General features: G+C 71.1%; 24 protein-coding genes and 3 pseudogenes. 20 read left to right on the top strand and 7 right to left on the bottom strand.

The window, feature by feature from the left end; all coding sequences use genetic code 11:
• Positions 1-129: 129 nt before the first annotated feature.
• Entirely contained in the window at positions 130-552 is a 423-nt protein-coding gene (ndk, locus tag ACZ1HC_RS06985; protein ID WP_472699342.1) for a nucleoside-diphosphate kinase, read from the bottom strand.
• A 122-nt stretch (positions 553-674) separates the two neighbouring features.
• Between ndk and ACZ1HC_RS06980 the strand changes: the two genes are divergently transcribed.
• The 10 genes and pseudogenes from ACZ1HC_RS06980 to ureG all read left to right on the top strand — a co-directional run.
• A complete protein-coding gene (locus ACZ1HC_RS06980; RefSeq protein ID WP_472700801.1) occupies positions 675-1,742 on the top strand; it encodes an AI-2E family transporter in 1,068 nt (355 codons plus the stop codon).
• Positions 1,743-1,806: 64 nt separating this feature from the next.
• Positions 1,807-2,667, top strand: coding sequence for a GNAT family N-acetyltransferase (locus ACZ1HC_RS06975; protein ID WP_472699341.1), 861 nt, complete (start codon positions 1,807-1,809; stop codon positions 2,665-2,667).
• Positions 2,668-2,699: 32 nt separating this feature from the next.
• A pseudogene (locus ACZ1HC_RS06970) lies at positions 2,700-3,514 on the top strand (urease accessory protein UreD).
• 2 nt (positions 3,515-3,516) lie between these two features.
• Complete coding sequence (locus tag ACZ1HC_RS06965; protein ID WP_472699340.1) at positions 3,517-3,828, top strand: urease subunit gamma; 312 nt, start codon at positions 3,517-3,519, stop codon at positions 3,826-3,828.
• Positions 3,829-4,008: a hypothetical protein gene (locus ACZ1HC_RS06960; RefSeq protein WP_472699339.1), complete on the top strand. Its 180-nt coding sequence runs from the start codon at positions 3,829-3,831 to the stop codon at positions 4,006-4,008.
• Positions 4,005-4,310: an urease subunit beta gene (locus ACZ1HC_RS06955; RefSeq protein ID WP_472699338.1), complete on the top strand. Its 306-nt coding sequence runs from the start codon at positions 4,005-4,007 to the stop codon at positions 4,308-4,310. The genes ACZ1HC_RS06960 and ACZ1HC_RS06955 overlap by 4 nt, the downstream gene beginning before the upstream one ends.
• Positions 4,307-5,992 carry an urease subunit alpha gene (gene ureC, locus ACZ1HC_RS06950; RefSeq protein WP_472699337.1) on the top strand — a complete coding sequence of 562 codons (1,686 nt, stop codon included), beginning with the start codon at positions 4,307-4,309 and terminating at the stop codon, positions 5,990-5,992. The genes ACZ1HC_RS06955 and ureC overlap by 4 nt, the downstream gene beginning before the upstream one ends.
• Before the next feature lie 13 nt (positions 5,993-6,005).
• Positions 6,006-6,487, top strand: a pseudogene (locus ACZ1HC_RS06945) (urease accessory protein UreE).
• Positions 6,459-7,112 carry an urease accessory protein UreF gene (locus ACZ1HC_RS06940; protein ID WP_472699336.1) on the top strand — a complete coding sequence of 218 codons (654 nt, stop codon included), beginning with the start codon at positions 6,459-6,461 and terminating at the stop codon, positions 7,110-7,112. Before ACZ1HC_RS06945 ends, ACZ1HC_RS06940 begins: the two are co-directional and overlap by 29 nt.
• Positions 7,109-7,732 (top strand): annotated as a pseudogene (gene ureG / locus ACZ1HC_RS06935) (urease accessory protein UreG); the annotation flags it as partial. The gene ACZ1HC_RS06940 and the pseudogene ureG, both read left to right, overlap by 4 nt.
• A gap of 53 nt (positions 7,733-7,785) precedes the next feature.
• On the opposite strand, the gene ACZ1HC_RS06930 reads toward ureG, so the two are convergent.
• Together ACZ1HC_RS06930 and ACZ1HC_RS06925 are read right to left on the bottom strand one after the other, a co-directional pair.
• A complete protein-coding gene (locus ACZ1HC_RS06930) occupies positions 7,786-8,235 on the bottom strand; it encodes a DNA polymerase III subunit chi (protein WP_472700800.1) in 450 nt (149 codons plus the stop codon).
• 6 nt (positions 8,236-8,241) lie between these two features.
• Positions 8,242-9,828 carry a leucyl aminopeptidase gene (locus ACZ1HC_RS06925; protein ID WP_472699335.1) on the bottom strand — a complete coding sequence of 529 codons (1,587 nt, stop codon included), beginning with the start codon at positions 9,826-9,828 and terminating at the stop codon, positions 8,242-8,244.
• Positions 9,829-9,945: 117 nt separating this feature from the next.
• Here ACZ1HC_RS06925 and lptF point away from each other — a divergent pair, with 117 nt between their 5' ends.
• From lptF to rsmA, 6 genes are all read left to right on the top strand, one after another.
• Positions 9,946-11,076, top strand: a complete 1,131-nt coding sequence (gene lptF / locus ACZ1HC_RS06920) for an LPS export ABC transporter permease LptF (RefSeq protein WP_472699334.1) — start codon at positions 9,946-9,948, stop codon at positions 11,074-11,076.
• Positions 11,007-12,182, top strand: coding sequence for an LPS export ABC transporter permease LptG (gene lptG, locus ACZ1HC_RS06915; protein ID WP_472699333.1), 1,176 nt, complete (start codon positions 11,007-11,009; stop codon positions 12,180-12,182). Before lptF ends, lptG begins: the two co-directional genes overlap by 70 nt.
• Entirely contained in the window at positions 12,179-14,539 is a 2,361-nt protein-coding gene (locus tag ACZ1HC_RS06910; protein ID WP_472699332.1) for an LPS-assembly protein LptD, read from the top strand. The genes lptG and ACZ1HC_RS06910 overlap by 4 nt, the downstream gene beginning before the upstream one ends.
• Positions 14,540-14,600: 61 nt before the next feature.
• Positions 14,601-15,866, top strand: coding sequence for a peptidylprolyl isomerase (locus tag ACZ1HC_RS06905; protein WP_472699331.1), 1,266 nt, complete (start codon positions 14,601-14,603; stop codon positions 15,864-15,866).
• Positions 15,863-16,831: a 4-hydroxythreonine-4-phosphate dehydrogenase PdxA gene (pdxA, locus tag ACZ1HC_RS06900; RefSeq protein WP_472699330.1), complete on the top strand. Its 969-nt coding sequence runs from the start codon at positions 15,863-15,865 to the stop codon at positions 16,829-16,831. Before ACZ1HC_RS06905 ends, pdxA begins: the two co-directional genes overlap by 4 nt.
• A gap of 40 nt (positions 16,832-16,871) precedes the next feature.
• Entirely contained in the window at positions 16,872-17,726 is an 855-nt protein-coding gene (gene rsmA / locus ACZ1HC_RS06895; RefSeq protein WP_472699329.1) for a 16S rRNA (adenine(1518)-N(6)/adenine(1519)-N(6))-dimethyltransferase RsmA, read from the top strand.
• Positions 17,727-17,756: 30 nt separating this feature from the next.
• Here the strand turns inward: rsmA and ACZ1HC_RS06890 are convergent, their stop codons facing one another.
• From ACZ1HC_RS06890 to speB, 4 genes are all read right to left on the bottom strand, one after another.
• Positions 17,757-18,593, bottom strand: coding sequence for a DUF4167 domain-containing protein (locus tag ACZ1HC_RS06890; protein WP_472699328.1), 837 nt, complete (start codon positions 18,591-18,593; stop codon positions 17,757-17,759).
• Positions 18,594-18,852: 259 nt separating this feature from the next.
• The gene (gene prmC, locus ACZ1HC_RS06885; protein WP_472699327.1) at positions 18,853-19,677 is read right to left on the bottom strand and encodes a peptide chain release factor N(5)-glutamine methyltransferase; all 825 of its coding nucleotides are present in this window, start codon (positions 19,675-19,677) and stop codon (positions 18,853-18,855) included.
• A complete protein-coding gene (gene prfA / locus ACZ1HC_RS06880) occupies positions 19,674-20,726 on the bottom strand; it encodes a peptide chain release factor 1 (RefSeq protein ID WP_472699326.1) in 1,053 nt (350 codons plus the stop codon). Before prfA ends, prmC begins: the two co-directional genes overlap by 4 nt.
• Positions 20,727-20,831: 105 nt before the next feature.
• Positions 20,832-21,791, bottom strand: coding sequence for an agmatinase (gene speB, locus ACZ1HC_RS06875; protein ID WP_472699325.1), 960 nt, complete (start codon positions 21,789-21,791; stop codon positions 20,832-20,834).
• Positions 21,792-22,021: 230 nt separating this feature from the next.
• On the opposite strand from speB, the gene rpsF reads away from it, so the two are divergent.
• The 4 genes from rpsF (at position 22,022) to bmt (ending at position 24,430) form a co-directional block, all read left to right on the top strand.
• Complete coding sequence (gene rpsF / locus ACZ1HC_RS06870) at positions 22,022-22,480, top strand: 30S ribosomal protein S6 (protein WP_472699324.1); 459 nt, start codon at positions 22,022-22,024, stop codon at positions 22,478-22,480.
• Between the two features lie 2 nt (positions 22,481-22,482).
• Positions 22,483-22,710, top strand: coding sequence for a 30S ribosomal protein S18 (rpsR, locus tag ACZ1HC_RS06865; protein WP_103173059.1), 228 nt, complete (start codon positions 22,483-22,485; stop codon positions 22,708-22,710).
• Positions 22,711-22,722: 12 nt separating this feature from the next.
• Positions 22,723-23,307, top strand: a complete 585-nt coding sequence (gene rplI, locus ACZ1HC_RS06860; RefSeq protein WP_472699323.1) for a 50S ribosomal protein L9 — start codon at positions 22,723-22,725, stop codon at positions 23,305-23,307.
• A 160-nt stretch (positions 23,308-23,467) separates the two neighbouring features.
• Positions 23,468-24,430 carry a betaine--homocysteine S-methyltransferase gene (gene bmt, locus ACZ1HC_RS06855; RefSeq protein ID WP_472699322.1) on the top strand — a complete coding sequence of 321 codons (963 nt, stop codon included), beginning with the start codon at positions 23,468-23,470 and terminating at the stop codon, positions 24,428-24,430.
• The last annotated feature ends 142 nt before the right edge of the window (positions 24,431-24,572 follow it).

Genomic DNA, 24,572 nt, shown 5'->3' with positions numbered 1-24,572 from the left:
GGGTAGGTTGGTTCAGGAGGAGATAGCGCGGATGGGGGTGGGGGTGCAATGGCGGGGGGTATCGCCGGCGGAAGTCCACAAAAAAGGGGCCACGCGGCCCCTTCCTTCTCAGCGAGGCTTTTCAGTTCCTCAGCCGACCAGTTCCAGCCCCGAGAAGAAGAACGCGATCTCCTCCCGGGCCGTTTCGGGCGCGTCGGAGCCGTGGACCGAGTTCTCGCCCACCGACAGCGCGAACTCCTTGCGGATGGTGCCTTCCTCGGCCTGGGCGGGGTTGGTCGCGCCCATCACCTCGCGGTTCCTGGCGATGGCGTTCTCGCCCTCCAGCACCTGCACCACGACCGGCTCGGAGGCCATGAACTCGACCAGTTCGCCGTAGAAGGGGCGGTCCTTGTGGACCTCGTAGAACTTGCCCGCCTGCTCGGCCGACAGCTTGATGCGCTTTTGCGCGATGATGCGCAGGCCCGCATCCTCGAACTTGGCGTTGATCCTGCCCGTCAGGTTGCGGCGGGTGGCGTCGGGCTTGATGATGGAGAGCGTGCGTTCGATGGCCATGGGGCAGTCCTTGCTGTGTCCGGCGGGACAGCCCCGCCGCGGTTTCGAAATCCGCGCCCGGTTATCAGGGATGGCATCTTCGGGCAAGGCAGGCATGATGCAGGCGAAGCAGACGAAAGGCCCTGCCCCATGACCGACCGCCCCGGCACCCCCAGCCCCGCCTGCGTCCCGGCGGGATCGTCCTGGCCTTCGCGCTGGCCGTCCTGCTGGCCGCCGCCTGGAAGTGGTCCAACGTGCTGCTGATGGGCTTCGGCGCGATCCTGATCGCCATCGCCCTGCGCGCCGGGGCCCGGCTGCTGAACGACCGGCTGGGGATCGGCTTCAAGCCGGGCGTGCTGCTGACGGCCCTGGCGGCAGGGTTGGCGATCGCGGCCGTGGCGGTCTGGGCCGGGCCGTCGATCTCGGAGCAGTTCCGGCAGTTGCTGGGCAGCCTGCCCGCCGCCTGGGAGCAGGTGAATACCTGGCTGTCCGAAAGCTCGGTCGGGCAGTTCCTGGAACAGCAGATCGGCGCTGCCGAGGACGGCGGCGCCCCTTCGGCCCCCGAAGGCACGCTGCCGTCGCTGTTCGGCTATGTGACCGGGACGCTGACGACGGTGTTCGGGGGGGCGGCCAACCTGGTGCTGCTGGTGACGGTGGCGATCTTCCTGGCGCTTGACGCGCCGCAATACCGGGGCAGCGCGCTGCGCCTGGTGCCCCAGTCCTATCGGCCGCGCGCCGCGCAGATCGCGGACGAGCTGGGCGGCGCGCTTGCCCGCTGGATGGGGGGGCAGGCGGCGGACATGCTGCTGGTGGCGCTGCTGACCGGCCTGGGGCTGTGGCTGCTGGACGTGCCCCTGGCGCTGGTGCTGGGGCTGATCGCGGGGCTGACCAACATCATCCCGGTGGTGGGGCCGTTCCTGTCGGGGATCCCGGCGGTGCTGTTCGCCCTGACCCAGGGGGTCGATCTGGCGCTTTACGTGGCGCTGCTGTTCGTCGTGATCCAGCAGGTCGAGGGCAACATGCTGATGCCCCTGATCCAGCGCTATGCCGCGGATCTGCCGCCCGCCCTGACGGTGCTGGCGATCCTGGCCTTCGGCAGCCTGTTCGGCTTTGCCGGGGTCATCCTGGCGACGCCGCTGCTGCTGGTGACGATCATCCTGGTCAAGCGCATCTATGTCGAGGACGTGCTGGGCGACCGCAGCGACGACTGAGCCCTTGCCAAGCCTTCCCCGCCTGACGCAGGCTTGCGGGAAGGGTCTTTGAAGGGGCCGCCGCATGGAACCATTTCGCACCGGGCGCTATCTGGCGCGGCTGGCCGCGTCCGCCGATGACCTGCACGCGGCGCAGCGCCTGCGCTGGCTGCGCTTCGTGGCGCCGGAAGACGCTGCGGGCAAGGACGCCGGCGGAACCGACGGCGACGCCCACGACGCCCGCTGCCGGCACATGCTGATCTGGGACAACGCAAGCGGCCGGCTTGCCTGCTGCTTCCGCATCCTGCCGCTGCGGGACGGCCAGGACATCGCGTCCAGCTACTCGGCGCAGTTCTACGACCTGTCGGCGCTTGAAGCCTTCGAGGCCCCGATGCTCGAGATCGGGCGCTTCTGCGTCCACCCCCTGATCCGGGATCCCGACGTGATGCGCCTGGCCTGGGCGGCGCTGGCCCGCGTGGTGGACGATACCGGCGCGCAGATGCTGTTCGGATGCTCCAGCTTCCGGGGGACCGATCCCGCCGACCACGCCCAGGCCTTCGCGCTGCTGCAGGCCCGGCACCTGGCGCCGCGCCGGTGGTGGCCGCGGATCAAGGCGCCCCATGTCTTTCGCCTGGCGCGCGCCCTGCTGGGCGACCCGCCCGATCCGCGGCGCGCGGTGACGGGGATGCCGCCGCTGCTGCGCAGCTATCTGGCGCTTGGCGGCTGGGTCAGCGATCATGCGGTCGTCGATCCGGTGCTGCGGACCATGCATGTCTTCACCGGGGTCGAGATCGGCGCCATCCCCCGTCCCGGCGGGACAGGCTGCGGATGTCCGCCTGCTGATCCGTTCCCGCTCTGTCCACGCCTTGGGCAGCCTGCCCATTCGAAAGGCGGTTTCGCGCCTTCTGCGCAGCCGCCGGGCAGCGGCCCCAGGGTGCGGGATTGACCTGCCGCCCGAAGCGGCCGCCCCTTGGGGTCATGTTCGACGCACCAGCCCCCGCCCCCCGTCTTCAGCGCAGCACCGGCGCGGCGCGCGTGGTCATGGGGCCGCGCGGGCTGCTGGATCTGGCGCAGTCGGGTTCGGCCAGGGCGATGCTGCCGCGCGTGGCAAAGGGCCTGCCCGAGATCGCGTTCCTCAACACCTCCGGCGGGCTGGCCTCGGGCGACCGGCTGGCCTTCGCGCTGGCCCTGCGCCCCGGCGCGCGGGTGCTGGCCACCACCCAGACGGCGGAACGCGCCTACCGCGCCGATGCCGACCCGGCCCGGGTTCAGGTGCGGCTGTCGGTGGGCGCCGGGGGGTGGCTGGACTGGCTGCCGCAGGAAACCATTCTCTATGACGGCAGCGCGCTCGACCGCGAAACCCGGGTCAATCTGGCCCCCGGCGCCGGCTGCCTGCTGCTGGAGATGATCGTGCTGGGCCGCCTGGCGATGGGCGAGGAGCCGGCCAGCATCCGCTTTCGCGACCGCCGCAGCCTGCACCGCGACGGGCGGATCATCCACCACGACGCGATGGCCCTGGACGGTGACGCGCTGCTTCGGCGCGCCGGAGCCTCGCTCCTGGGCGATGCGCGCGCCCTGGCGACGCTGGCCGTCATCGCCCCCCATGCGCCCGACCTGCTGGACCGCGCCCGCGCGGTTCTGGACGAACCGGGGGTGACGGGCGCCGCAAGCGCCCCTCCGGAGCGGCTGGTGATCCGGCTGCTGGCGCGCGACGACTGGCCGCTGCGCCGGCAGGTGAACCGGCTGCTGGCGGCGCTGCGCCCCGACCCCTTCCCCGCATCTGGCAGATCTGACCATGAACCTGACCCCCCGCGAACGCGAGAAGCTGCTGGTCTCGGTCGCCGCGATGGTGGCCCGCGGCCGCCTGGCCCGCGGCGTCAAGCTGAACCACCCCGAGGCGATCGCCCTGATCACCGATTTCGTCGTCGAGGGCGCGCGCGACGGCCGCAGCGTGGCCGACCTGATGCAGGCGGGGGGCCATGTGATCCGCGCCGATCAGTGCATGGAAGGCGTGCCCGGCATGATCGAATCCGTCCAGGTCGAGGCCACCTTTCCCGACGGCACCAAGCTGGTCACCGTCCACCACCCGATCCGCCACGAGGGCTGAATGAAAATCCGTCTCCTTCCTGCGGCTGTGCTGCTGCCCTGCGCCGCCCTGGCCCATCCCGGCCCCCATCACGACGCCGCCCCGGCCCATCTGCTGACCCAGGCGGATCATCTGGCGACGGCGGCGATGATCGCCGCCCTGGCGGCCGCAGGCTGGCTGTTGCTGCGGGGCCGGCCATGATCCCCGGGGAAATCCTGCCCGCCCCGGGCAACATCACGCTGAACGACGGCCGCGCGGCTGTCACCGTGATGGTTGCCAACACCGGCGACCGCCCGATCCAGGTCGGCAGCCATTACCACTTCGCCGAAACCAACCCGGCGCTGGCCTTCGACCGCGCCGCCGCGCGCGGGATGCGCCTGGCCATCCCGGCCGGCACCGCCGTCCGGTTCGAGCCCGGCCAGTCGCGCCAGATCCGCCTGATCGCCTATGCGGGCGCGCGCATCGTGCAGGGTTTCCGCAAGGACATCATGGGGCCGACATGACCACGCTTTCCCGGGCCGATTACGCCGCGCTGTACGGTCCCACCACCGGCGACCGGATCCGGCTGGCCGATACCGAACTGCTGATCGAGGTCGAGCGCGACCTGACCATCCCCGGCGAGGAGGTGAAGTTCGGCGGCGGCAAGGTGGTGCGCGACGGCATGGGCCAGTCGCAGGTCTCGCGCGCGGACGGGGCGATGGACACCGTCATCACCGGCGTCGTGGTCTTCGACCATCAGGGCATCACCAAGGCCGATGTGGGGCTGAGAGACGGCCGCATCGCCGGCATCGGCAAGGCCGGCAACCCCGACACCCAGCCCGGCGTCACCCTGGTCATCGGCCCCGGCACGGAAATCATCGCCGGCGAGGGGAGGATCCTGACACCCGGCGGCTTCGACTGCCACATCCACTACATCTGCCCCCAGCAGGTCGATCACGCGATCCATTCCGGCGTCACCACGCTGCTGGGCGGCGGCACCGGACCGGCGCACGGGACGCTGGCCACCACCTGCACCCCCGGCCCCTGGCACATCGCCCGGATGCTGGAAGCCTGCGCCGCCCTGCCCGTGAACATCGGCATCGCCGGCAAGGGCAACGCCTCGCGTCCCGCACCGCTGGAAGAACAGGTGCGCGCCGGCGCCTGCGCGCTGAAGCTGCACGAGGACTGGGGCACCACCCCCGCCGCCATCGACTGCTGCCTGTCGGTCGCCGACGCGATGGACGTGCAGGTGATGATCCACACCGACACGCTGAACGAATCCGGCTTCGTCGAGGATACGATGGCCGCCATCGCCGGCCGCACCATCCACGCCTATCACACCGAAGGCGCAGGCGGCGGGCACGCCCCCGACATCATCCGCATGGTGGGCATGGGCAATGTCCTGCCCTCGTCCACCAACCCGACCCGGCCCTATACCGCCAACACGGTCGAGGAACACCTGGACATGCTGATGGTCTGCCACCACCTCGACCGCCGCGTGCCCGAGGACGTGGCCTTCGCGGAATCGCGCATCCGCCGGGAAACCATCGCCGCCGAGGACATCCTGCACGACCTGGGCGCCTTCAGCGTCATCTCCTCGGACAGCCAGGCGATGGGCCGGATCGGCGAGGTGATCATCCGCACCTGGCAGACCGCCTCCAAGATGCGCCGCCAGCGCGGCCGCCTGCCAGAAGAACAGGGCCAGAACGACAACCGACGCGCGCGCCGATACATCGCCAAATACACCATCAACCCGGCCATCGCGCACGGGGTCAGCCGGCACATCGGCTCGATCACCCCCGGCAAGCGCGCCGATCTGGTGCTGTGGTCGCCGGCCTTCTTCGGCGTCAAGCCGGACATGGTGCTGGTCGGCGGGCAGATCAGCGTGGCGCAGATGGGCGATCCGAACGGCTCGATCCCGGTGCAGCCGATCTTCAGCCGGCCGATGTGGGGGCACGGGGGCCGCGCCTCGGCGCTGTTCGTCAGCAGGGCCGGGCTGGAGGCGGGCGCCGCGGACGGCCTGGGCAAGACCCTGATCGCCGTCGAAGCCACCCGCGGCATCGGCAAGGCCGACATGGTCCTGAACAGCGCCATGCCGGTGATCGAGGTCGATCCCGAAAGCTACGAGGTCCGCGCCGACGGCGAGTTGCTGACCTGCGAGCCCGCGACCGAACTGCCCATGGCCCAACGCTATTTTCTCTTCTGATGCAGGACGCCCCATGATTGCCGCCACCAGGATCATCCGCAGCGCCACCGGCCCTTTCGACGCCGAGGTGTCGCTGGATCACGACTCTCGCCTGCTGCGGCGCCGGAAACTGGCCACCACGGCGGGGGATGTCCTGGTCGATCTGCCCGAAACCACCAGCCTTCATGACGGCGACGCCCTGGAACTGTCGGACGGCCGCCGGATCCTCGTGCGCGCGAAGGCCGAGCCGGTGATGGTCGTGCGCGGCGACCTCGCGCGGCTGGCCTGGCACATCGGCAACCGCCACACCCCCTGCCGGATCGAGCCCGACCGCCTGATCATCCGCGCGGATCACGTGCTCGAGGCGATGCTGAGCAGGCTGGGGGCCGAGATCGGCCACGCCGACATGCCGTTTTGCCCCGAGGGCGGCGCCTATGGCCACGGTCGCACCTTCGGCCATTCGCACGACCCATCCCCCGACCCGCGCATGACCACGACCACCATCGTCACGCCTGAGGCCGCGCGCCTGCACCTGGCGCAGATCCTGTCGCCCGCCTTCCCGGTGGGCGGCTATGCCTGGTCGCAGGGGCTGGAATGGGCGATGGAGGCGGGCCTTGCCGGCCGCGCCACGCTTCCGCAATGGCTGGCCGACTGGCTGGACCACGGCGCGGGCTGGATGGACGCGGTGCTGGTCGCGCTGTCCCTGCGCGCCACGGATCACGCGGCCCTGGACGATCTGGCCCGCGCCGCCTGCCTGTCGTCCCAGCGCCTGACCGAGACCGTAGAGCAGGGCACGGCCTTTGCCGCCACCATCGCCGCCCTGACCGGCCGGCCCCAGCCCGCCGCCGCCCTGCCCGTGGCCTTCGGGCGCGCCTGCGCCGCGCTGCCGCTGCCGCACCCCGAGATCATCGCGGCCTTCCTGCAGGCCCAGGCCGCCGCCCTGATCTCTGCCGCCGTGCGCTTCATGCCGCTGGGCGGGGTCGATGGGCAGCGGATGCTGGCCGGTCTGCAGCCGGCGATCCTTCATGCCGCCGCCCGCGCCGCCGGGGCAACGCCCGAAGACCTTGCCGGCACCGCCTGGGGCGCCGACATCGCCGCCATGCGCCACGAGACCATGCCCGTCAGGATATTCCGATCATGAGCGACGACAACCCCCGCCACGGCCACGGCCCCCTGCGCGTCGGCATCGGCGGCCCCGTGGGCGCCGGCAAGACCACGCTGACCGAACAGCTGGCCCGGGTGCTTGCCCCGCGCCTGTCGATGGCCGTCATCACCAACGACATCTACACGCGCGAGGATGCCGAGGCGCTGATGCGCGCCCAAGTGCTGCCCGCCGACCGCATCCGCGGCGTGGAAACCGGCGGCTGCCCGCATACCGCCATCCGCGAGGACGCCAGCATCAACCTGGCGGCCATCGCCGATCTGAACGCGGCCTTCCCGGATCTGGACCTGATCCTGATCGAATCGGGCGGCGACAACCTGGCCGCGACCTTTTCCCCGGAACTGGCGGATCTGACCATCTATGTCATCGACACGGCGGCGGGTCAGGACATTCCGCGCAAGCGCGGCCCGGGGCTGGCGCGGTCCGACCTGCTGGTGGTCAACAAGACCGACCTGGCACCCCATGTCGGCGTGGACGCGGGCCTGCTGGAAGCGGATGCGCGCGCCGCCCGCGCCGCCCGCCCGGTGGTCATGGCCCAGCTTCGCCACGGCCGGGGAGTCCAGGCCGTCGTCGATTTCCTGATCGACCAGGGCGGCCTGGACCCCGGCCGGGCTGATCCTGCCCCCATGTCGGGCGTGGCGGGCAGGAGGCCTCAGCGCCTGCGTTCCCAGCGCCCCGATTCCTCGGACCAGTATTCGGCGGCCACGCCGGCGCCGGTCAGCGCCCGCCACTGGTCGCGCGCCCGCGCGGTGGCCGCGTCGTCGCCGCCGTCGAAGATGATGCAGGCCCGCGCCAGGGCCTGCAATTCGGCCGGCGCGACCTCGGCCCCGTCCAGCGCCATCAGGCAGGCGGGACCGTTGGCGGCCGCCTGCCCGGCCAGCGTCAGCAGCACCGGCTGGCGCGCGTCGTGCGGCCCGCCCGCCAGCCCGTGCGGCAGAAAGCCGTCGCCCTGCCACAGATGCAGATCCAGCCGCTCCATCCGCGCGGGATCGGTGCCGCGCAGTTCCACATGCCAGCCCGCCGCCAGCGACTTGCCGATCAGCGTGGGCAGCAGGCTTTCGGCGGGCGAGCGGGTCAGGTGGTAGAACAGCGCGTTGCCCACGGGGCCTTACCCCGCCTCGTAGCGGTCGCGGATTAGGCGGTCCAGCGTCATCACCCCCCAGCCGGTCGCGCCCTTGGGCGCGAGATCGGTGGCCGAGGGCGGCAGGGTCACGCCGGCGATGTCGATATGCGCCCAGGGCGTGCCCTTGCGGATGAAGCGCTGCAGGAACTGCGCCGCGGTGATCGACCCCGCCGCGCGGCCGCCGGTGTTCTTCATGTCCGCCAGGCGCGACTTGATGAGGTTGTCGTAAGGCTGGCCCAGGGGCAGGCGCCAGGCGCCCTCCCCCTCGGCCTTCGCGGCGGCCAGGATCGCCTCGGCCAGCGCGTCGTCATTGGCAAAGACGCCGGCATTGTCGTGGCCCAGCGCGATGATGACCGCGCCGGTCAGCGTCGCCAGGTCGATCACGGCCGAGGGGTTGAAGCGGGTCTGCGCGTACCACAGCACGTCGGCCAGAACCAGACGCCCCTCGGCATCGGTGTTGATGACCTCGATGGTGTCGCCCTTCATGGATTTCACGATGTCGCCCGGCCGCTGGGCCTTGCCGTCGGGCATGTTCTCGACCAGCCCGACCAGCCCCACGACATTGGCGCGGGCGCGGCGCAGCGCCAGCGTGCGCATGACGCCCGCCACGACGCCCGCGCCGCCCATGTCCATGGTCATCTCCTCCATGCCCGCGGCGGGCTTGATCGAGATGCCGCCGGTGTCGAAGACGACGCCCTTGCCGACCAGCGCCAGGGGCGCCTCGTCGCCGCCGCCCGACCAGTGCATCACCACGACCTTCGAGGGGCTTTCGGACCCCTGCCCCACGCCCAGCAGCGCGCGCATCCCCAGTTGGGCAAGCTGGTCCTCGTCCAGCACCTCGACGGTCAGACCGATCTCCTCCATCGCCTTCAGGCGGTCGGCGAAGTCGGTGGTGGTCAGGACGTTCGCGGGCTCGTTCACCAGGTCGCGGGTGAAGAACACGCCCTCGGCCACGGCGGCGGCGGCCTGGGCGGCCTTGGCCAGGGCCTCGGGCTCATCGGCCATGAAGGTCACGCGGGCCTTTTCCGAAACCGGCTCGCCGGCGGCCTCGGGCGCGCTGTCGGCCTGCGCGTCACCCAGCACGGCGTTGTCCGGCCCGTGGGTGAGGCCCTGCGGGATCGGGTCGGCGCCGGCCTCGCCCTCGCCCTCTCCCTCGGCGGGCCTGGTCTGATAGACCGAGAACTCGTAGCCCCGCAGCGCGGTGCCCAGCGCGATCTCGTTGGCAAGGGGATGGCTGCCTGCCATGACCAGGGTGTGGGTCTTTCCCAGCTTGGCACCGATGGCCGCACCGGCCTTGCGGGCCTGGGCCAGCGTGGCGTCCCCGGGCAGCGAGACCAGCATCAGCGCCTCGGCCTCCATGCCTGCGGGAAAGGCCAGTTCAAGGGCCGCGCCGGGCTTCAGCGCCCGGCCCGCCTTCGACGCCATCGCGCGGCGGATGGCCTGCTGCGCCCCCTCGGGCAGGCCGGCGGGCAGATCCGCGCCCGGCGACAGGATCAGCGCCACCCGCCCCGCATGGCTGGCCAGCCGGTCGGTGGCGACTTCGGTGAAGGTGATCTCGACGGGCTGGGTCATGGCGCGCTCCTCATCTTTCGCGGGGGCAGCCTAGACCCGCCGCGCACCCTTTTCCAGAGCCGCCCTTGCGGCTAAGCAAGACGTGACCGCCGCCCGCCACAGGACACCCCGGACCCCATGCCGCGCATCGACCGATACATCCTTGGCCAGCTGCTGACCCTGTTCGGGTTCTTCGCGTTGGTGCTGGTGTCGGTCTACTGGATCAACCGCGCCGTCAGCCTGTTCGACGACCTTCTGAGCGACGGGCAGACCGCGCTTGTGGTGCTGGAGTTCACCGCCCTGACGCTGCCGCTGGTGATCTCGGTCGTGCTGCCGGTGGCGGCCTTCGCGGCCAGCGCCTATGGCACCAACCGCATGGCCGGGGAATCCGAACTGGTGGCGATGCAGGCGGCGGGGCTGTCGCCCTGGCGGCTGGCGCGGCCGGTGCTGGTCTTCGGGGCCTTCGTGGGGCTGATGGTGGCGGTGCTGGTTCACGGCCTGGTGCCGCTGGCCCGCGCGCGCCTGGCCGAGCGCGAGGCCGAACTGGCCCAGGACGCGACCGATCAGTTCCTGCGCCCCGGCAGCTTCCAGTACCCCGCCCGGGGCATCACGCTGTTCATCCGCGACATCGCGGCGGACGGGCGGCTTCTGGATCTGTTCATCGAGGATGCCCGCGACCCCGCCAACCAGATCATCTACACCTCCGAGGAGGCGCTTGTGGTGCGCGCCGAGACCGGCCCGGTGCTGATCCTGCTGCGCGGCATGTCGCAGAACCTGCGCGAGGGCGGCGGCCGGCAGGCCCTTGCCGTCACGCGCTTCCAGGAACTGAGCTACGATATCGGCGCCATGCTGACCGGAGGCGGACGCCAGGGCCGCGACCTGCGCGATTATGGCACGCTGCGGCTGCTGGACCCGGACCCGGATCTGCTGGCCGCGACGGGCGCCACCGCCGCCGATGCCCGGCGCGAGGCGCATGACCGGATCGCCCAGCCGCTGCTGTCGCCGGTGGCCGCGATGATCGGCTTTGCCACGCTGATGATCGGCGGCTATTCGCGCTTCGGGGTCTGGCGGCAGGTGGTCTGGGCGATCCTGGCGCTGCTTGCGGTGCAACTGCTGGCCAATGGCGCCGCCAACCAGGCGGGCCGCGATCCGTCGCTGTGGCCGGTCCTGTACCTGCCGTCGCTGGCCGGGGCGCTGCTGTGCTGCGGGCTTCTGTGGTGGGCGTCCAGGCCGCGGCGGGCCGGGCGACGGGCGGGGGCCGCGCCATGATCCTGGCCCGCTACGTCGCCCGGCGCTTCCTGCGGTCCTTCCTGACCGTCGCCGGGGTCTTCCTGCTGATCCTGCTTCTGATCGACATGATCGAGATGATCCGCCGCTTTTCGGACGACGAGATCGGGCTGTCGGGCGCCTTGGGGCTGGCCGCGCTGAACATCGCCTCGAGCTTCTATTCGATCCTGCCGCTGCTGACCGTGCTGGCCGGCATCGCGCTGTTCCTGAACCTCGCGCGCACGTCAGAGATGGTCGCGATCCGGGCCTCGGGGCGGTCGGCGCTGAAGGTCGTCGCGGCGCCCGCCCTCACGGCGGTGGCGGTCGGCGTGCTGAGCGTGGCGTTGCTGAACCCGCTGGTCGCGGTGACCGGCGCGCGCTTTGACGATGCAGTGGCCCGGATCGAACGCGACAGCCGCCAGACGGTCTCGGTGGGCGACAGCGCCGTGTGGTTGCGCCAGGCGGTCGTCGAGGGGGCCGAGGAATCCGGCCAGATCGTCATTCGCGCCCGCCGCGCCAGCACGGACGCCACCACGATCTACGATGCGACCTTCATGGTCTTCGACAGCGCGAAAGGGCCGGTCCGCCGGATCGAGGCGCGCGAGGCCCGCCTGCTGCCCGGCCGGTGGGAACTGACCGATGTCCGCGACTATCCCCTGACCGAACCCAATCCCGAAGCCGCCGCCACCTCGGCCCCGCGGATGGAACTGGCCTCGGACCTGACCGCGCAGCGCATCCGCGAAGGCTTCGGCCGCCCCGATGCGGTGCCCGTCTGGCAGCTTCCGGGCTTCATCGCCGGCCTGGAACGGGCGGGCTTCTCGGCGGCGCGGCACAAGGTCTGGCTGCAGATGGAATTGGCCCGGCCCTTCCTGATGGGGGCGATGGTGCTGGTGGCGGCGGCCTTCACCATGCGCCACCTGCGCGGCCGCAGCGCCGGCGGCGCGGTGCTGCTGGCCTTCGGCGCCGGGATCGGACTGTTCTTTTTGCGCAATCTGGCGCAGGTTCTGGGCGACAACGGGCAGGTGCCGGCCCTGCTGGCGGGCTGGACGCCGCCGCTGGTGGGGGGGCTTCTGGCCCTGGCGCTGATCCTGGCGCGGGAGGATGGATGACACGGCACCTTCTCAAAGCCCTGGGCCTGGGGCTGGCCGTCCTGCCGGGGATGGCGCTGGCCCAGACCATGCTGCCCCAGGACCCCGGCCTTGGCGGCGGCGGCATGGGCGGCACCGCCCCCCTGTGGAGCGACGAGGCCGCCCTTGCCCCCGCGGCCACGCCCCTGGGCGACATGATCCTGGGCGACCGCACCCCCGACGCGGCCCCGCTGGAGGCCGTGGATCCCGATGCCGACGTGACCCTGCCAGGGCGCGATCCGGGCGGGACGCAGGAGGATGCGGCGACGGTTCTGGCCGACAGCATGGTGCTGCAGGGCGACCGGACGCTGATCGCGGCAGGCGGTGTGGTGGTCTGGTATCAGGGCGCCCGGCTGGTGGCCTCGCGCATCGTGGTGGACGGGGCCACGGGCGACCTGACGATCGAGGGGCCGATCCACCTGTCGCGCCCCGGGGCCGCCGATCCCGACCGGGAAGCGGTGCTGGTGGCCGATTCCGGCCAGCTTGACCGCAGGCTGCAGGACGGCATCATCCGCGGCGCACGCCTTGTGCTGGCCCGCGAACTGCAGCTGGCCGCCGCCGAACTGACCCGGACCGGGAACGGCCGGATGACCAACCTGCGCTATGTCGTCGCCTCGTCCTGCCAGATCTGCGCCAGCGATCCCACGCCGCTGTGGGAGATCCGCGCCCGCGCCATCACCCATGACGCGGAAACCCGGCTCATCACCTTCGACCATCCGCAGTTCCGCGCCTTCGGCATCCCGCTGGCCGCCGCGCCCTTCGCCCTGACCGCGCCCGATCCCACCGTCGAACGGCGCACCGGCTTCCTGCGCCCGGAATTCCGCACCACCTCGGGGCTGGGGTTCGGGCTGAAGCTGCCCTATTTCGTGACGCTGGGCGATCATGCCGACGTGACGGTGACGCCCTATGTCTCGGCCAGCCGGACGCGGACGCTGGAACTGCGCTACCGGCAGGCCTGGTCGAACGGCGTGACGCAATGGAACGGTGCCGTCACCCGCGACGACATCCGCCCCGGCGAGACGCGGGGATACATCTTCGGCAACTCCCTGGTGGACCTGCCGCGGGACTATCGGCTGGGCGTGCAGCTTCAGGCGGCCTCGGACCGCGGCTATCTGCTGGACTACGACATCACCGAGGCCGACCGGCTGTGGAGCGGCGTCACCCTGGAACGCATCACCCGCGACAGGCTGTTCTTCGGGCGGGTCGGCAACTACCATTCGCTGCGCGACGACGAGGACAACAGCACCTCGCCCGCGCAGGTGGCCGACGTCCTCTGGCAGCGGCGCTTCACCCCCGACTACATCGGCGGGCAGGGCCTGCTGGAATGGTCGGTCCACGCCCACCGCCGCCCCTCCAACCGGGACATGCTGGGCCGCGACGTGGCGCGCGCCTCGCTGGGCCTCGACTGGCGGCGCAGCGAGATCCTGGCGGGCGGCGTGGTGGGTGCGGCGCTGGCCGGAATCGACGCCGACATCTACCGCATCGCGCAGGACAGCGCCTATGACGACCTGGTGACCCGCGCTATCCCGATGGTGGGGGTGGAACTGCGCTGGCCGCTGATCGGCGGGGCGGGCGGCGTCACCCACCTGGTCGAGCCGGTGGCCCAGATCCTGTATTCCTCTGCCGGCAACGACGACGACATCCCCAACGAGGACAGCCGCCTGATCGAGTTCGACGAAGGCAACCTGTTCTCCGAAAACCGCTTTCCCGGCTGGGACGCGCGCGAGGAGGGGCTGCGTGCCAACCTGGGGGTGACCTGGACCCGGCTGGATCCGGCCGGCTGGTCGCTGGCGGTGACGGGCGGCCGGGTGGTGCGGGCCGAACCTGAACGGGCCTTCCCGGACGGCTCGGCCCTGTCCGGAAGCACGTCCGACTGGCTGGTGGCCGCGCAATACGACAGCGGCAACGGCCTGGCGATCGCCAACCGGGCCCTGCTGGACAGCGGCTTCGACATCTCGCGCAACGAATTGCGGCTGGGCTGGCTGCGCGACGACCTGCAACTGTCGGCGGGCCATCTGTGGCTGGACGAGGACGCGGGCAACGCGGCGCGCGCCGACATCAGCGAACTGGTCGCCAATGTCGGCTGGCAGATCCGCGAGGGCTGGTGGGGCAACGCCGAGACCCGCTACGACTTCAACGCCGACGAGGCGCAGCGGGCCTCGCTGGATCTGACCTATCGCAACGAATGCCTGACCGTGGACATGGGGGTGTCGCGCCGCTTCACCCGCTCCGACAGCGTCAGGCCCGAAACCAGCGTCGGCTTTTCGGTCCGGCTGGGCGGCTTCGGCGCGTCCGAGGACTTGCCGGGCACGGTGGCGCGCCGGTCCTGCATGCGCTAGTCTCGCCCCAGCGACCGATCCGCCAACAAGAAGACACGCCAAAAACACACGGGGGCAGCAGATGCGGCATTTCCTTTCCAGCCTCGCCTTGGCGACGGCCCTGGCGGCAGGGCCCGCGCCGGTCCTGGCGCAAGGCCTGTTCGAGCCGGTGATCTACATCAACAACGCCGCCATCACCCGCTATGAGGTGCAGCAGCGCCAGCGGTTCATGCAGATCCTGGGCGCCCCCGGCACCACGGCCGAGGAAGCCCAGCAGGCCCTGATCGACGACCGCCTGCGCAACCACGCCGCCCGCCAGCTTGGCATTGCCCCGACCGAGGAGGGGCTGCAGGAGGGGCTCGAGGAATTCGCCGGCCGCGCCGGGCTGTCGGCGGCCGAATTCACCGCGGCGCTGGAAGCGGCGGGGGTCGAGCCCCAGGCCTACCGCGATTTCGTCAGCGCCGGCCTGGTCTGGCGGCAGGTCATCCGCGAGCGCGTCGTGCCCCGGATCGAGGTGTCCGAGGCCGAGATCGATCAGGAACTGCGCCGCGTGGTCGAAACCCCCATCGTCTCGCGGGTGCTGATCTCCGAACTCATCATCCCGGCGCCGCCGGGCCAGGAACAGCAGGCTCTGAACCTGGCGCGCCAGATCGCCGGGGCAGGCCTCTCCTCGGATGAATTCGAGGCCGCGGCACGGCAGTATTCGGCCGCCGAATCGGCGCAATCGGGCGGGCGGCTGGCCTGGGTGAACATCGACAACCTGCCGCCGGCGCTTCGCCAGGTCATCACCGCCCTGCAGCCGGGCCAGACCACCCAGCCGCTGACGATCGAGGGCGCGGTGGTCCTGTTCCACCTGCGCGACAGCCAGGGCACGCTGCGCCCGGGCGCCACAGAGCAGGTCATCGACTATGCGACGCTGCGCCTGCCGACCGCCGCCGCCGCGGCCACGCTGGCGGCCCGGACGCGCAGTTGCGACGATCTCTACATCCAGGCGGGCGCGCAGGCGGGCCGCGTGCAGCGCCAGACGCTGCCGCAGGCGGCGATCCCGACGCTGGTGGCGCAGCGCCTCGCCTCGCTGGATGCCGACGAGACGGGCGTGGTCGATTACGGCAACGGCGCCGATCTGGTGATGCTCTGCTCGCGCCAGCCCGCGCTGGTGGCGCAGACCGAAAGCCAGGTCGCCACCACCGCCCTTCCCGATGACGGGGTCGAGGCCGCGGTGCCCGACACCGACGCCCTGCCCACCCGCGACGCCGTCCGCGACCAGATCTTCAACCAGAAGGCCAATGCCGCCGCCGAGGCCTATCTGGCGGAACTGCGGGCGGAAGCCCTGATCCGCCGGCCGTGAAGCCCCGCCGGATCATCCTGACCTGCGGGGAACCGGCGGGAATCGGGCCCGAACTGGCGGTCAAGGCCCTGGCCTCGGGCGTGGATTTTGCCTGGATGGGCGATCCGCGCCACCTGCCCCCGGGAACCCCCTTCACCCGGATCGCGACCCCGAGCGATCCGGCGCCGGAGGGCAGCCTTCCCGTGCTCGGCCAGGATTTCGCGGCCCCCGCAGTGCCCGGCAGGCCCGACCCGGCCAATGCGGCGGGCGTGGTCGCGGTGATCGCCCGCGCGGCGGAACTGGTCATGGCCGGACAGGCCGCGGGTCTGTGCACCCTGCCCATCAGCAAGCAGGCGCTGAAGCAGGGCGCGGGCTTCGCCTTTCCCGGCCATACCGAATACCTGGCCCATCTGGCGGGCGATGTTCCGGTCGCGATGATGCTGGCCTCGACCACGGTGGAACCGCCCTGCCGGGTGGTCCCCGCGACCATCCACATCCCGCTCGAGGACGTGCCTCGCCTGTTGACCCCGGCGGTTCTGGAACGCGCGATCCGCATCACCCATGCGGCCCTGATCCGCGACTTCGGCATCAGGGCCCCGCGGCTGGCGGTGGCGGGCCTCAACCCCCACGCCGGCGAGGGCGGCACGATCGGCCGCCAGGAAACCGCCTGGATGGCCCCCCTGCTGCAGAGGCTGCGGGCCGAGGGGTTCGACCTCTCGGGGCCCCTGCCCGCCGACACGCTGTTCCACGGCCCTGCCCGCGCCCGCCATGACGCGGCGATCTGCGCCTATCACGACCAGGCGCTGATCCCGATCAAGACGCTGGATTTCGCCGGCGGGGTCAACGTGACGCTGGGCCTGCCCTTCATCCGCACCTCGCCCGATCACGGCACGGCCTTCGACATCGCCGGCAAGGGGCTGGCGGATGCCGCCTCGACCATCGCCGCCTTGCGCATGGCCCGGGAAATGGCCGAGGCGCGGGGCTGATGCTTCTTCTTTGTCAAAATACCCATCCCGCCGCGCCGCAATGAGCACCATCGACGACCTGCCCCCGCTGCGCGAGGTGATCGCCCGCCACGATCTGCGCGCCAAGAAACAGCTGGGCCAGAACTTCCTGCTGGACCTGAACCTGACCGCCAAGATCGCGCGCCAGGCCGGCGACCTGACGCAGTGCGACGTGCTGGAAATCGGCCCCGGCCCCGGCGGCCTGACGCGCGGCCTGCTGGCCCAGGGCGCGCGCCATGTCCTTGCCATCGAAAAGGACGCCCGCGCGCTGCCCGCCCTGCAGGAAATCGCCGATCGCTATCCCGGCCGCCTGACGGTGATCCACGGCGACGCGCTGCAGGTCGATCCGCTGGCCCACCTGACCCCGCCGATCCGCGTGGCCGCGAACCTGCCCTACAATGTGGGCACCGAACTGCTGATCCGCTGGCTGACGCCGCCGGACTGGCCGCCCTTCTGGCAGTCGCTGACGCTGATGTTCCAGAAAGAGGTCGCCGAACGCATCGTCGCGGCGCCGGGCGGCAAGGCTTATGGACGCCTGGCGCTGCTGGCGCAGTGGCGGGCCGAGGCGCGGATCGCCATGACCCTTCCGCCCGAGGCATTCGTGCCCGCGCCCAAGGTTCATTCCGCGGTGGTCCAGCTGACCGCGCTGCCCCGGCCGCGCCATCCGGCGGATCCGGCGGTGCTGGCGCAGGTCACGGCGGCGGCCTTCAACCAGCGGCGCAAGATGCTGCGCGCATCGCTGCGCGGGCTGCATCCGCAGATCGAGGCGCTGCTCGACCAGGCGGGGATACCGCCCACCGCCCGGGCCGAGGAGATCGGGCTTGAGGGATTCTGCACCCTCGCACGGGTCTTGCAGGCCGCCCGGCAGGGAGGCTGAGGAAAAGCACGGCGGGCCAGCCGCGGCGCCTTATTCCCCGGTCGGCTCGGGCTTGTCCCCGGCGCTGTCTTCGGGCGCCTTGCGGCGGGTCCGGGTTCGCGGCGTCGCGGGCTTTTCGCCGCGCGGCGCGCGCGGCGCGCGGCTGCGGGCCGGCTTGGCGGTAGCCTCTGGCGTCTCGACCGGGCCAGTGACCTCATCTTCCGCGATGGCCACCGCGTCCGGCAGCCCGGCGGGCTCGGAATCGACGGCCGAACCGGGGTGGGGCGGCTCTTGCGGGGCAGCCTGGGGCCGGGGCTCGCGCCGCTGCTCATCGGCCACCGGATCGGGACGCGGCTGTTCGCGCTGGCCCTGTTCGCGCTGGCCTTGGTCACGCTGGCCCTGTTCGCGCTGGCCCTGATCGCGGAAACCCTGATCGCGCTGGCCCTGATGGCCGCCGTCTCGGCCGCCCTGCTCGCGCCGGCCCTGATCGCGGCCATTGCCCTGGTCGCGGCTGCCGTCCTCGCGGGCCGGGTCGCGCCCGGCCTGCTCACGGTGGTGATGGCCGCCGTTGCCGTTCAGCGGAAACTCGCGGCTCTCATCGCCGTCGGGGCGGGGCTGGTGGAACTGCTGGCGCTCGGCCATTTCCTTCTGCGCCTCGCCCAGCATCCGCGTGTAATGCTCGGCATGTTGCAGGAAGGACTGCTCGGCCACCCGATCGCCCGAAAGCTGCGCGTCGCGCGCCAGCGTCAGGTATTTCTCGATGATCTGCTGGGGCGTGCCGCGCACCTTGCCCTCGGGGCCAGAGCTGTCGAAGACGCGGTTGACGACATTGCCCAGCGAACGCTGGCGGTTCGACTTGTTGCGCGAACGGGATTTCGATGATCTCATCAGTTTGTCTGTCGTGATTCCAGTAAATCCGGGATCCAGTGACCTGGACGGCATTGCGGGCGGCACGGGAATCGCCAAGGAACGATCTTGCCCTTCAGCCCGGACCTTGGCCCGAATGGACGACCCAGCGTCCATCAGGGAATCGGCTTTTCCAGGCTGACCCATGCGGTGGCATCGCTGCCCCTGCGCAAGGGCGACTAATCACGCCCGGGACAGGCTGACAAGCAGAAACTTGCGTTCCGGCGGCATTTCCGGCCGCTCAGGCGGAAAAACGGGCCTTGATGACACGGTCCCGGCCGTCCAGATCGCGGATCACCGCCGTGGCGGCGCCCGCCTGGGCGAACATCGCGGCCACGGCTTCGGCCTGGGATGGCCCGATCTCGACCAGAACATGCCCGCCCGGGTTCAGGTGGCCCGCCGCCCCCGCCGCGATGGCGCGATAGGCGGTCAGCCCGTCCGCCCCGTCGGTCAGCGCCCCCCTCGGCTCCCAGTCGCGGACCTCGGGCGCCAGACCCGCCATGTCTCCCGCCGGGATGTAGGGCGGGTTGGACAGGATCAGGTCGAAGCGCCCCGGCACCCCCTCGAACCAGTCTGCCAGGGCGAAATCCGCCGCCACCCCGACATCCGCCGCATTCGCCCGCGCCACCTCCAGCGCCGCGGCCGAGATGTCGGTCCCCAGGCCCCGCGCGCCCGGCCGGGCCGCCAGGACCGAGATCAGGATCGCTCCCGTCCCCGTCCCCAGGTCCAGCACGCTCTGCCACGGCAGGCGCAGCGCCTCCTCGACCAGAACCTCGGTTTCGGGACGCGGATCCAGCGTATCGCGGGTGACGCGGAAGCGATGCGCGTAGAAGTCCCGGAAGCCCACGATCTGCGCGACCGGCTGGCGGGCCGCGCGTGCGGCAAGGCCGCGCTCCAGCCGCGCCAGATCCTGCGGCGTCAGGTCGCGGTCCCCGATCATCCGCAACCGCCCCGGCTCGACCCCCAGAAGGGCCGCCAGGATGCGGTCGGCGTCGCGCGCGGCGCCCTCGATCCCGGCGGCCGCCAAGCGGCGGGCGGCAGCCGCGCGGGCGTCCGAAAGCCTCATCCCTCGGCCGCCAGGCGGGCCGCCTGGTCGTGGGCGGTCAGCGCGTCGATGATCTCGGACAGGTCGCCGGCCATGATCCGGTCCAGGGCATAGAGCGTCAGGTTGATGCGGTGATCGGTCATCCGCCCCTGGGGAAAGTTGTAGGTGCGGATCCGTTCGCTGCGGTCGCCCGATCCCACCTGCGACCGGCGGTCCGCCGCCCGTTCGGCATCGGCGCGCGAGCGCTCCATGTCGTAAAGCCGCGCACGCAGCACCGCCATGGCGTTGGCGCGGTTCTGGTGCTGGGACTTCTCGCTGCTGGTGACGACGATGCCGGTCGGCAGGTGCGTGATGCGGACCGCCGAATCGGTGGTGTTCACGTGCTGCCCGCCGGCCCCGCTGGCGCGCATGGTGTCGATTCGGATGTCGCTGGCGGGGATGTCCACATCGACCTCCTCGGCCTCGGGCAACACGGCAACGGTGGCGGCGCTGGTATGGATGCGGCCGCCCGATTCCGTTTCCGGCACCCGCTGGACGCGGTGGACGCCGGATTCGTACTTCAACCGGGCGAAGACACCCTCGCCTTCGATCCGCACCACGGCTTCCTTGACCCCGCCCAGTTCGGTTTCGGTCAGATCCAGCACCTGGAAGCTCCAGCCCTGCGCCTCGGCATGGCGGCGGTACATCGACAGCAGATCGCCCGCGAACAGCGCGGCCTCGTCGCCGCCCGTGCCGGGGCGGATCTCGATGATGGCGGGGCGGGCATCGGCGGCGTCCCTGGGCAGCAGCGCGATGCGCAGGGCCTGCTCGAGGGCCGGCATCTCCTCGCGCAGCCGCGCCAGCTCGTCTTGGGCCAGTTCCCGCATCTCGGGATCGGCCAGCATCGCCTCGGCCTCGGCCAGCGCGGCGCGGGCATCGCGCCAGCGGCCGATCTGCTCGACCACGGGCTTCAGGTCGGCATATTCGCGGCTGATGCGGGCGATCTGGTCGGGCGCCGCGCCGGCATTCAGCTGCGCCTCGAGAAACTCGAACCGCTGGACGATCTGGGACAGGCGATCTTCTGGCAACATGGCGGGGGATTACCCCTGCGCCGCAAGACCGGCAAGCCTGCTTTGGACCGCAAATATCCTCGGGGGGTCCGGGGGCGAAGCGCCCCCGGCCACCGCGGGACGCCATCAGCGCCGCGTCCAGCCGTAAAGCGCGATCAGCTCCACCGCCACATGGGCCGCCGCGATGGCCGTGGCCCCGGTCGGGTCATAGGGCGGAGACACCTCGACCACATCGCCGCCTATCAGATCCACCCCCGCCAGCCCGCGCAGCAGCGCCGCCGCCTGCCAGGAACCCAGCCCGCCCCAGACGGGCGTCCCTGTGCCGGGGGCACAGCCGGGATCCAGGGCGTCGATGTCGAAGGTCAGATAGACCGGCCGGTTGCCGATCACCTGCCGGATGCGGGCCAGCGTGGCCTCCACCCCGTCGCGATGGACCGAGGGCGCATCCAGGATCGTCACGCCCAGCGTGTCGGGGTTGTCGGTGCGGATGCCGATGCTGACGCTGGCGGCAGGGTCCACGGCGCCTTCCCGGATCGCCTTGTAGAGGAATGTCCCGTGGTCGATCCGGTCCGGGTCGTCGTCCACCCAGGTGTCGGAATGGGCGTCGAACTGGATCAGCGCGACCGGCCCGCGCCGGGCCGCCACGGCCCGCAGGACCGGCAGCGTGATCGAATGATCGCCCCCCAGCGTGACCGGCGCGGCGCCGGCGTCCAGGATGGCGCCCAGATGCGCCTCGATCCGGGCGGGAACCTCGCGCGGATTGGCGTAGTCGAAGGCCATGTCCCCGTAGTCCACCACCGACAGCAGCGACAGCGGATCGTAGCCCCAGCCATAAGGGGCATCGAAGGGCTGCAGCGCCGAGGCCTCGCGGATCGCGCGCGGCCCGAAGCGGGTTCCCGGCCGGTGCGTCACGGCCTGGTCGAAGGCGATTCCGGTCACCGCCACATCGACCCCCGACAGATCCTTGCTATAGCGCCGCCGCAGGAAGCTGGTCGCGCCGCCGAAGGCGTTCTCGAAGGACAGGCCGCGCGGATCTTTCCGCGTGAAGGCCTGATCGACCTGGTTCCCTGCATCCTCAAGCGCCATGACGTCTTCCCGTTCCCTGTCCGGCGACGATGGTGGCGCAGCGCGCGCTGACCCGCAAGCGCCGCCGGCCAGCACCGCCCGCCGATCCGGCGAATCGCCTTGCATATGCGGCGTTCGCCGCTATAAGACCCCATCCTTCCGCCGAGATCTTGCAACCGGCGCAGCCTCTCGTGACGGGCGCGGAAGGATCGGCCCGTCGATGAAATGCGCCCGATTCTGAAAGGGATGCCATGCCTCTGTACGAGCATGTGCTGATCGCTCGCCAGGACCTGTCGAACACGCAGGCCGAAGGGCTGATCGAACATTTCTCGACCGTGCTGGCCGACAACGGCGGCAAGGTGGTCGAGAACGAATACTGGGGTGTGCGCACCCTCGCCTACAAGATCAACAAGAACCGCAAGGGCCACTACGCCTTCCTGCGTTCGGACGCGCCCTCGGCCGCCGTGCAGGAAATGGAGCGTCTGGCCCGGCTGCATGACGACGTGATGCGCGTCATGACCGTGCGCGTGGACAAGCACGAGGAAGGCCCCTCGGTGCAGATGCAGAAGCGCGAGGAGCGCGGCGATCGGGGTGACCGGGGCGACCGCCCGCGCGGCGACCGCGACCGTGGGGATCGCGATCGCGATCGGGGTGACCGTGGGGATCGTGGCGACCGCGGCGACCGCCGCGAGCGGACTGAAAGGAACTGATCATGGCGAACAAACCGTTCTTCCGCCGCCGCAAGGTCTGCCCCTTCTCGGGCGAGAACGCGCCGGCGATCGACTACAAGGACACGCGCCTGCTGCAGCGCTACATCTCCGAACGCGGCAAGATCGTGCCCTCGCGCATCACCGCCGTCTCGGCCAAGAAGCAGCGTGAGCTGGCCCGCGCCATCAAGCGCGCCCGCTTCCTGGCGCTGCTGCCCTATGTCGTGAAGTAAGGGGACCTGAACATGCAAGTCATCCTGCTGGAACGCGTGGCGAAACTGGGCCAGATGGGCGAAGTCGTCCGGGTCAAGGAAGGCTACGCCCGCAACTTCCTCTTGCCGCAGGGCAAGGCGCTGCGCGCGTCCGAAGCCAACATCAAGTCCTTCGAGAACCGCAAGGTCCAACTCGAGGCGCAGAACGCCGAGACCAAGGCCGAGGCGCAGAAGATCGCCGACAAGCTGGACGGCCAGACCTTCGTGGTCATCCGCTCGGCCTCGGATGCCGGCGCGCTCTACGGCTCCGTGACCACCCGCGACGCCGCCGAGGCGGCGACCGAGGCCGGCTTCACGCTGGACCGCAAGCAGGTCGTCCTGAACAGCCCGATCAAGGAACTGGGCCTGCACAAGGTCAGCGTCGTGCTGCACCCCGAGGTCGAGGCGACCATCGTGCTGAACGTCGCCCGGTCGCCCGAGGAAGCCGAACTTCAGGCGCAGGGCAGGTCGATCCAGGATCTGGCCGCCGAGGCCGATGCCGAAGCCGAGTTCGAGATCGCCGAGCTGTTCGACGACATCGGCGGCGCGTCGGACGATCAGGACGACGACCGGACCTGATCCGGGCCGCACACGCAAACGTCAGGGCCGCGGGGGAAACCATCGCGGCCTTTCGCCGTTCCGGTGAAAATCGCTGCCCACCGGAACCAGACGTATCATGGACTTGATGATCGGTAGCCGTCCCTGGACGGAGTTTTCGCATTTTGCCGCAGGACATGTGATGCCCGACCCCCTCAGCCAGCTTCTCGAAAGCCGCGACTGGCTGATGGCCGACGGTGCGACCGGAACCAATCTGTTCAACATGGGCCTGCGATCCGACGTCGCGCCGGAACTGTGGAACACCGACCAGCCCGACAGGGTCCGCCGCCTGTATCAGGATGCCGTCGATGCCGGCGCGGACCTGTTCCTGACCAACACCTTCGGCGGCAACGCCAGCCGCCTGCGGCTGCAGGGCACGGCCCACCGCGTGCGCGAACTGAACCGGACCGGCGCCGCCCTGGCGCGCGACATCGCCGACGCCTCGGGGCGCAAGGTGGTGGTGGCGGGCAATATCGGCCCCACGGGCGAGATCATGGCCCCCATCGGCACGCTTTCCAGGACCGCCGCCGTCGAGATGTTCCATGAACAGGCCGAGGCGCTGAAGGAAGGGGGCGCGGACATCCTGTGGGTCGAAACCATCGGCTGCGAGCGCGAGTTCCTGGCCGCCGCCGAGGCCGCGCGCCTGGCCGACATGCCCTGGTGCGGGATGATGAGCTTCGACACCGCGGGCCGCACGATCATGGGCGTCACCTCGGCCCAGCTTGCGGCCCTGGTCGAGCGGCTGCCCAACCCGCCCGTCGCCTACGGCGCCAATTGCGGCGTCGGCGCGGCGGATCTGCTGCGCACGGTGCGCGACTTCGTGGCCTCGGGCAACGAACGCCCCATCATCGCCAAGGGCAACGCCGGCATCCCGCATCTGGAGGCGGGGCGCCTGCACTACGACGGCACCCCGGCGATCATGGCCGATTACGCCTGCCTGGCCCGGGACCTGGGCGTGCGCGTCATCGGCGGCTGCTGCGGCACCACGCCGGCCCATCTGCGCGCCATGCGCGAGGCCCTGGAGACCCGCCCCTGCGGCCCGCGCCCCTCGCTCGAGGAGATCGCGGCGCGGCTGGGAGGGTTCTCCTCGATGGGCGATGTCTAGGCGCCCCGCCGCCCGCTGACCGGGCGGCCGGCGACGGTTTCGGGATGACGCCGCCGGATCGTCCGGCAGCGGGCCGATCCGGCGGGCGCGGCGCAAGCGCAGGATTCGACCCGGTTCGTCGGCACCCCATGGGAACCCACGG

It is taken from the genome of Paracoccus sp. BR5-17 (genome assembly GCF_055693925.1).
The sequence above is the reverse complement of the archived record's forward strand: the minus strand, read 5'-3'. Positions and strand labels throughout refer to the sequence as shown.

What these genes read in the sequence shown, in the direction of transcription:
- speB (WP_472699325.1), bottom strand. Translation starts at nt 21,791, where the DNA reads ATGGCGCTTGAGGATGCAGGGAACCAGGTCGATCAGGCCTTCACGCGG.
- ureC (WP_472699337.1), top strand. Translation starts at nt 4,307, where the DNA reads ATGACCACGCTTTCCCGGGCCGATTACGCCGCGCTGTACGGTCCCACC.
- ACZ1HC_RS06890 (WP_472699328.1), bottom strand. Translation starts at nt 18,593, where the DNA reads ATGAGATCATCGAAATCCCGTTCGCGCAACAAGTCGAACCGCCAGCGT.
- rsmA (WP_472699329.1), top strand. Translation starts at nt 16,872, where the DNA reads ATGAGCACCATCGACGACCTGCCCCCGCTGCGCGAGGTGATCGCCCGC.
- rpsF (WP_472699324.1), top strand. Translation starts at nt 22,022, where the DNA reads ATGCCTCTGTACGAGCATGTGCTGATCGCTCGCCAGGACCTGTCGAAC.
- ndk (WP_472699342.1), bottom strand. Translation starts at nt 552, where the DNA reads ATGGCCATCGAACGCACGCTCTCCATCATCAAGCCCGACGCCACCCGC.
- rpsR (WP_103173059.1), top strand. Translation starts at nt 22,483, where the DNA reads ATGGCGAACAAACCGTTCTTCCGCCGCCGCAAGGTCTGCCCCTTCTCG.
- ACZ1HC_RS06965 (WP_472699340.1), top strand. Translation starts at nt 3,517, where the DNA reads ATGAACCTGACCCCCCGCGAACGCGAGAAGCTGCTGGTCTCGGTCGCC.
- ACZ1HC_RS06955 (WP_472699338.1), top strand. Translation starts at nt 4,005, where the DNA reads ATGATCCCCGGGGAAATCCTGCCCGCCCCGGGCAACATCACGCTGAAC.
- bmt (WP_472699322.1), top strand. Translation starts at nt 23,468, where the DNA reads ATGCCCGACCCCCTCAGCCAGCTTCTCGAAAGCCGCGACTGGCTGATG.
- ACZ1HC_RS06910 (WP_472699332.1), top strand. Translation starts at nt 12,179, where the DNA reads ATGACACGGCACCTTCTCAAAGCCCTGGGCCTGGGGCTGGCCGTCCTG.
- rplI (WP_472699323.1), top strand. Translation starts at nt 22,723, where the DNA reads ATGCAAGTCATCCTGCTGGAACGCGTGGCGAAACTGGGCCAGATGGGC.
- ACZ1HC_RS06905 (WP_472699331.1), top strand. Translation starts at nt 14,601, where the DNA reads ATGCGGCATTTCCTTTCCAGCCTCGCCTTGGCGACGGCCCTGGCGGCA.
- ACZ1HC_RS06925 (WP_472699335.1), bottom strand. Translation starts at nt 9,828, where the DNA reads ATGACCCAGCCCGTCGAGATCACCTTCACCGAAGTCGCCACCGACCGG.
- ACZ1HC_RS06975 (WP_472699341.1), top strand. Translation starts at nt 1,807, where the DNA reads ATGGAACCATTTCGCACCGGGCGCTATCTGGCGCGGCTGGCCGCGTCC.
- prmC (WP_472699327.1), bottom strand. Translation starts at nt 19,677, where the DNA reads ATGAGGCTTTCGGACGCCCGCGCGGCTGCCGCCCGCCGCTTGGCGGCC.
- prfA (WP_472699326.1), bottom strand. Translation starts at nt 20,726, where the DNA reads ATGTTGCCAGAAGATCGCCTGTCCCAGATCGTCCAGCGGTTCGAGTTT.
- ACZ1HC_RS06940 (WP_472699336.1), top strand. Translation starts at nt 6,459, where the DNA reads ATGACCACGACCACCATCGTCACGCCTGAGGCCGCGCGCCTGCACCTG.
- lptF (WP_472699334.1), top strand. Translation starts at nt 9,946, where the DNA reads ATGCCGCGCATCGACCGATACATCCTTGGCCAGCTGCTGACCCTGTTC.
- ACZ1HC_RS06960 (WP_472699339.1), top strand. Translation starts at nt 3,829, where the DNA reads ATGAAAATCCGTCTCCTTCCTGCGGCTGTGCTGCTGCCCTGCGCCGCC.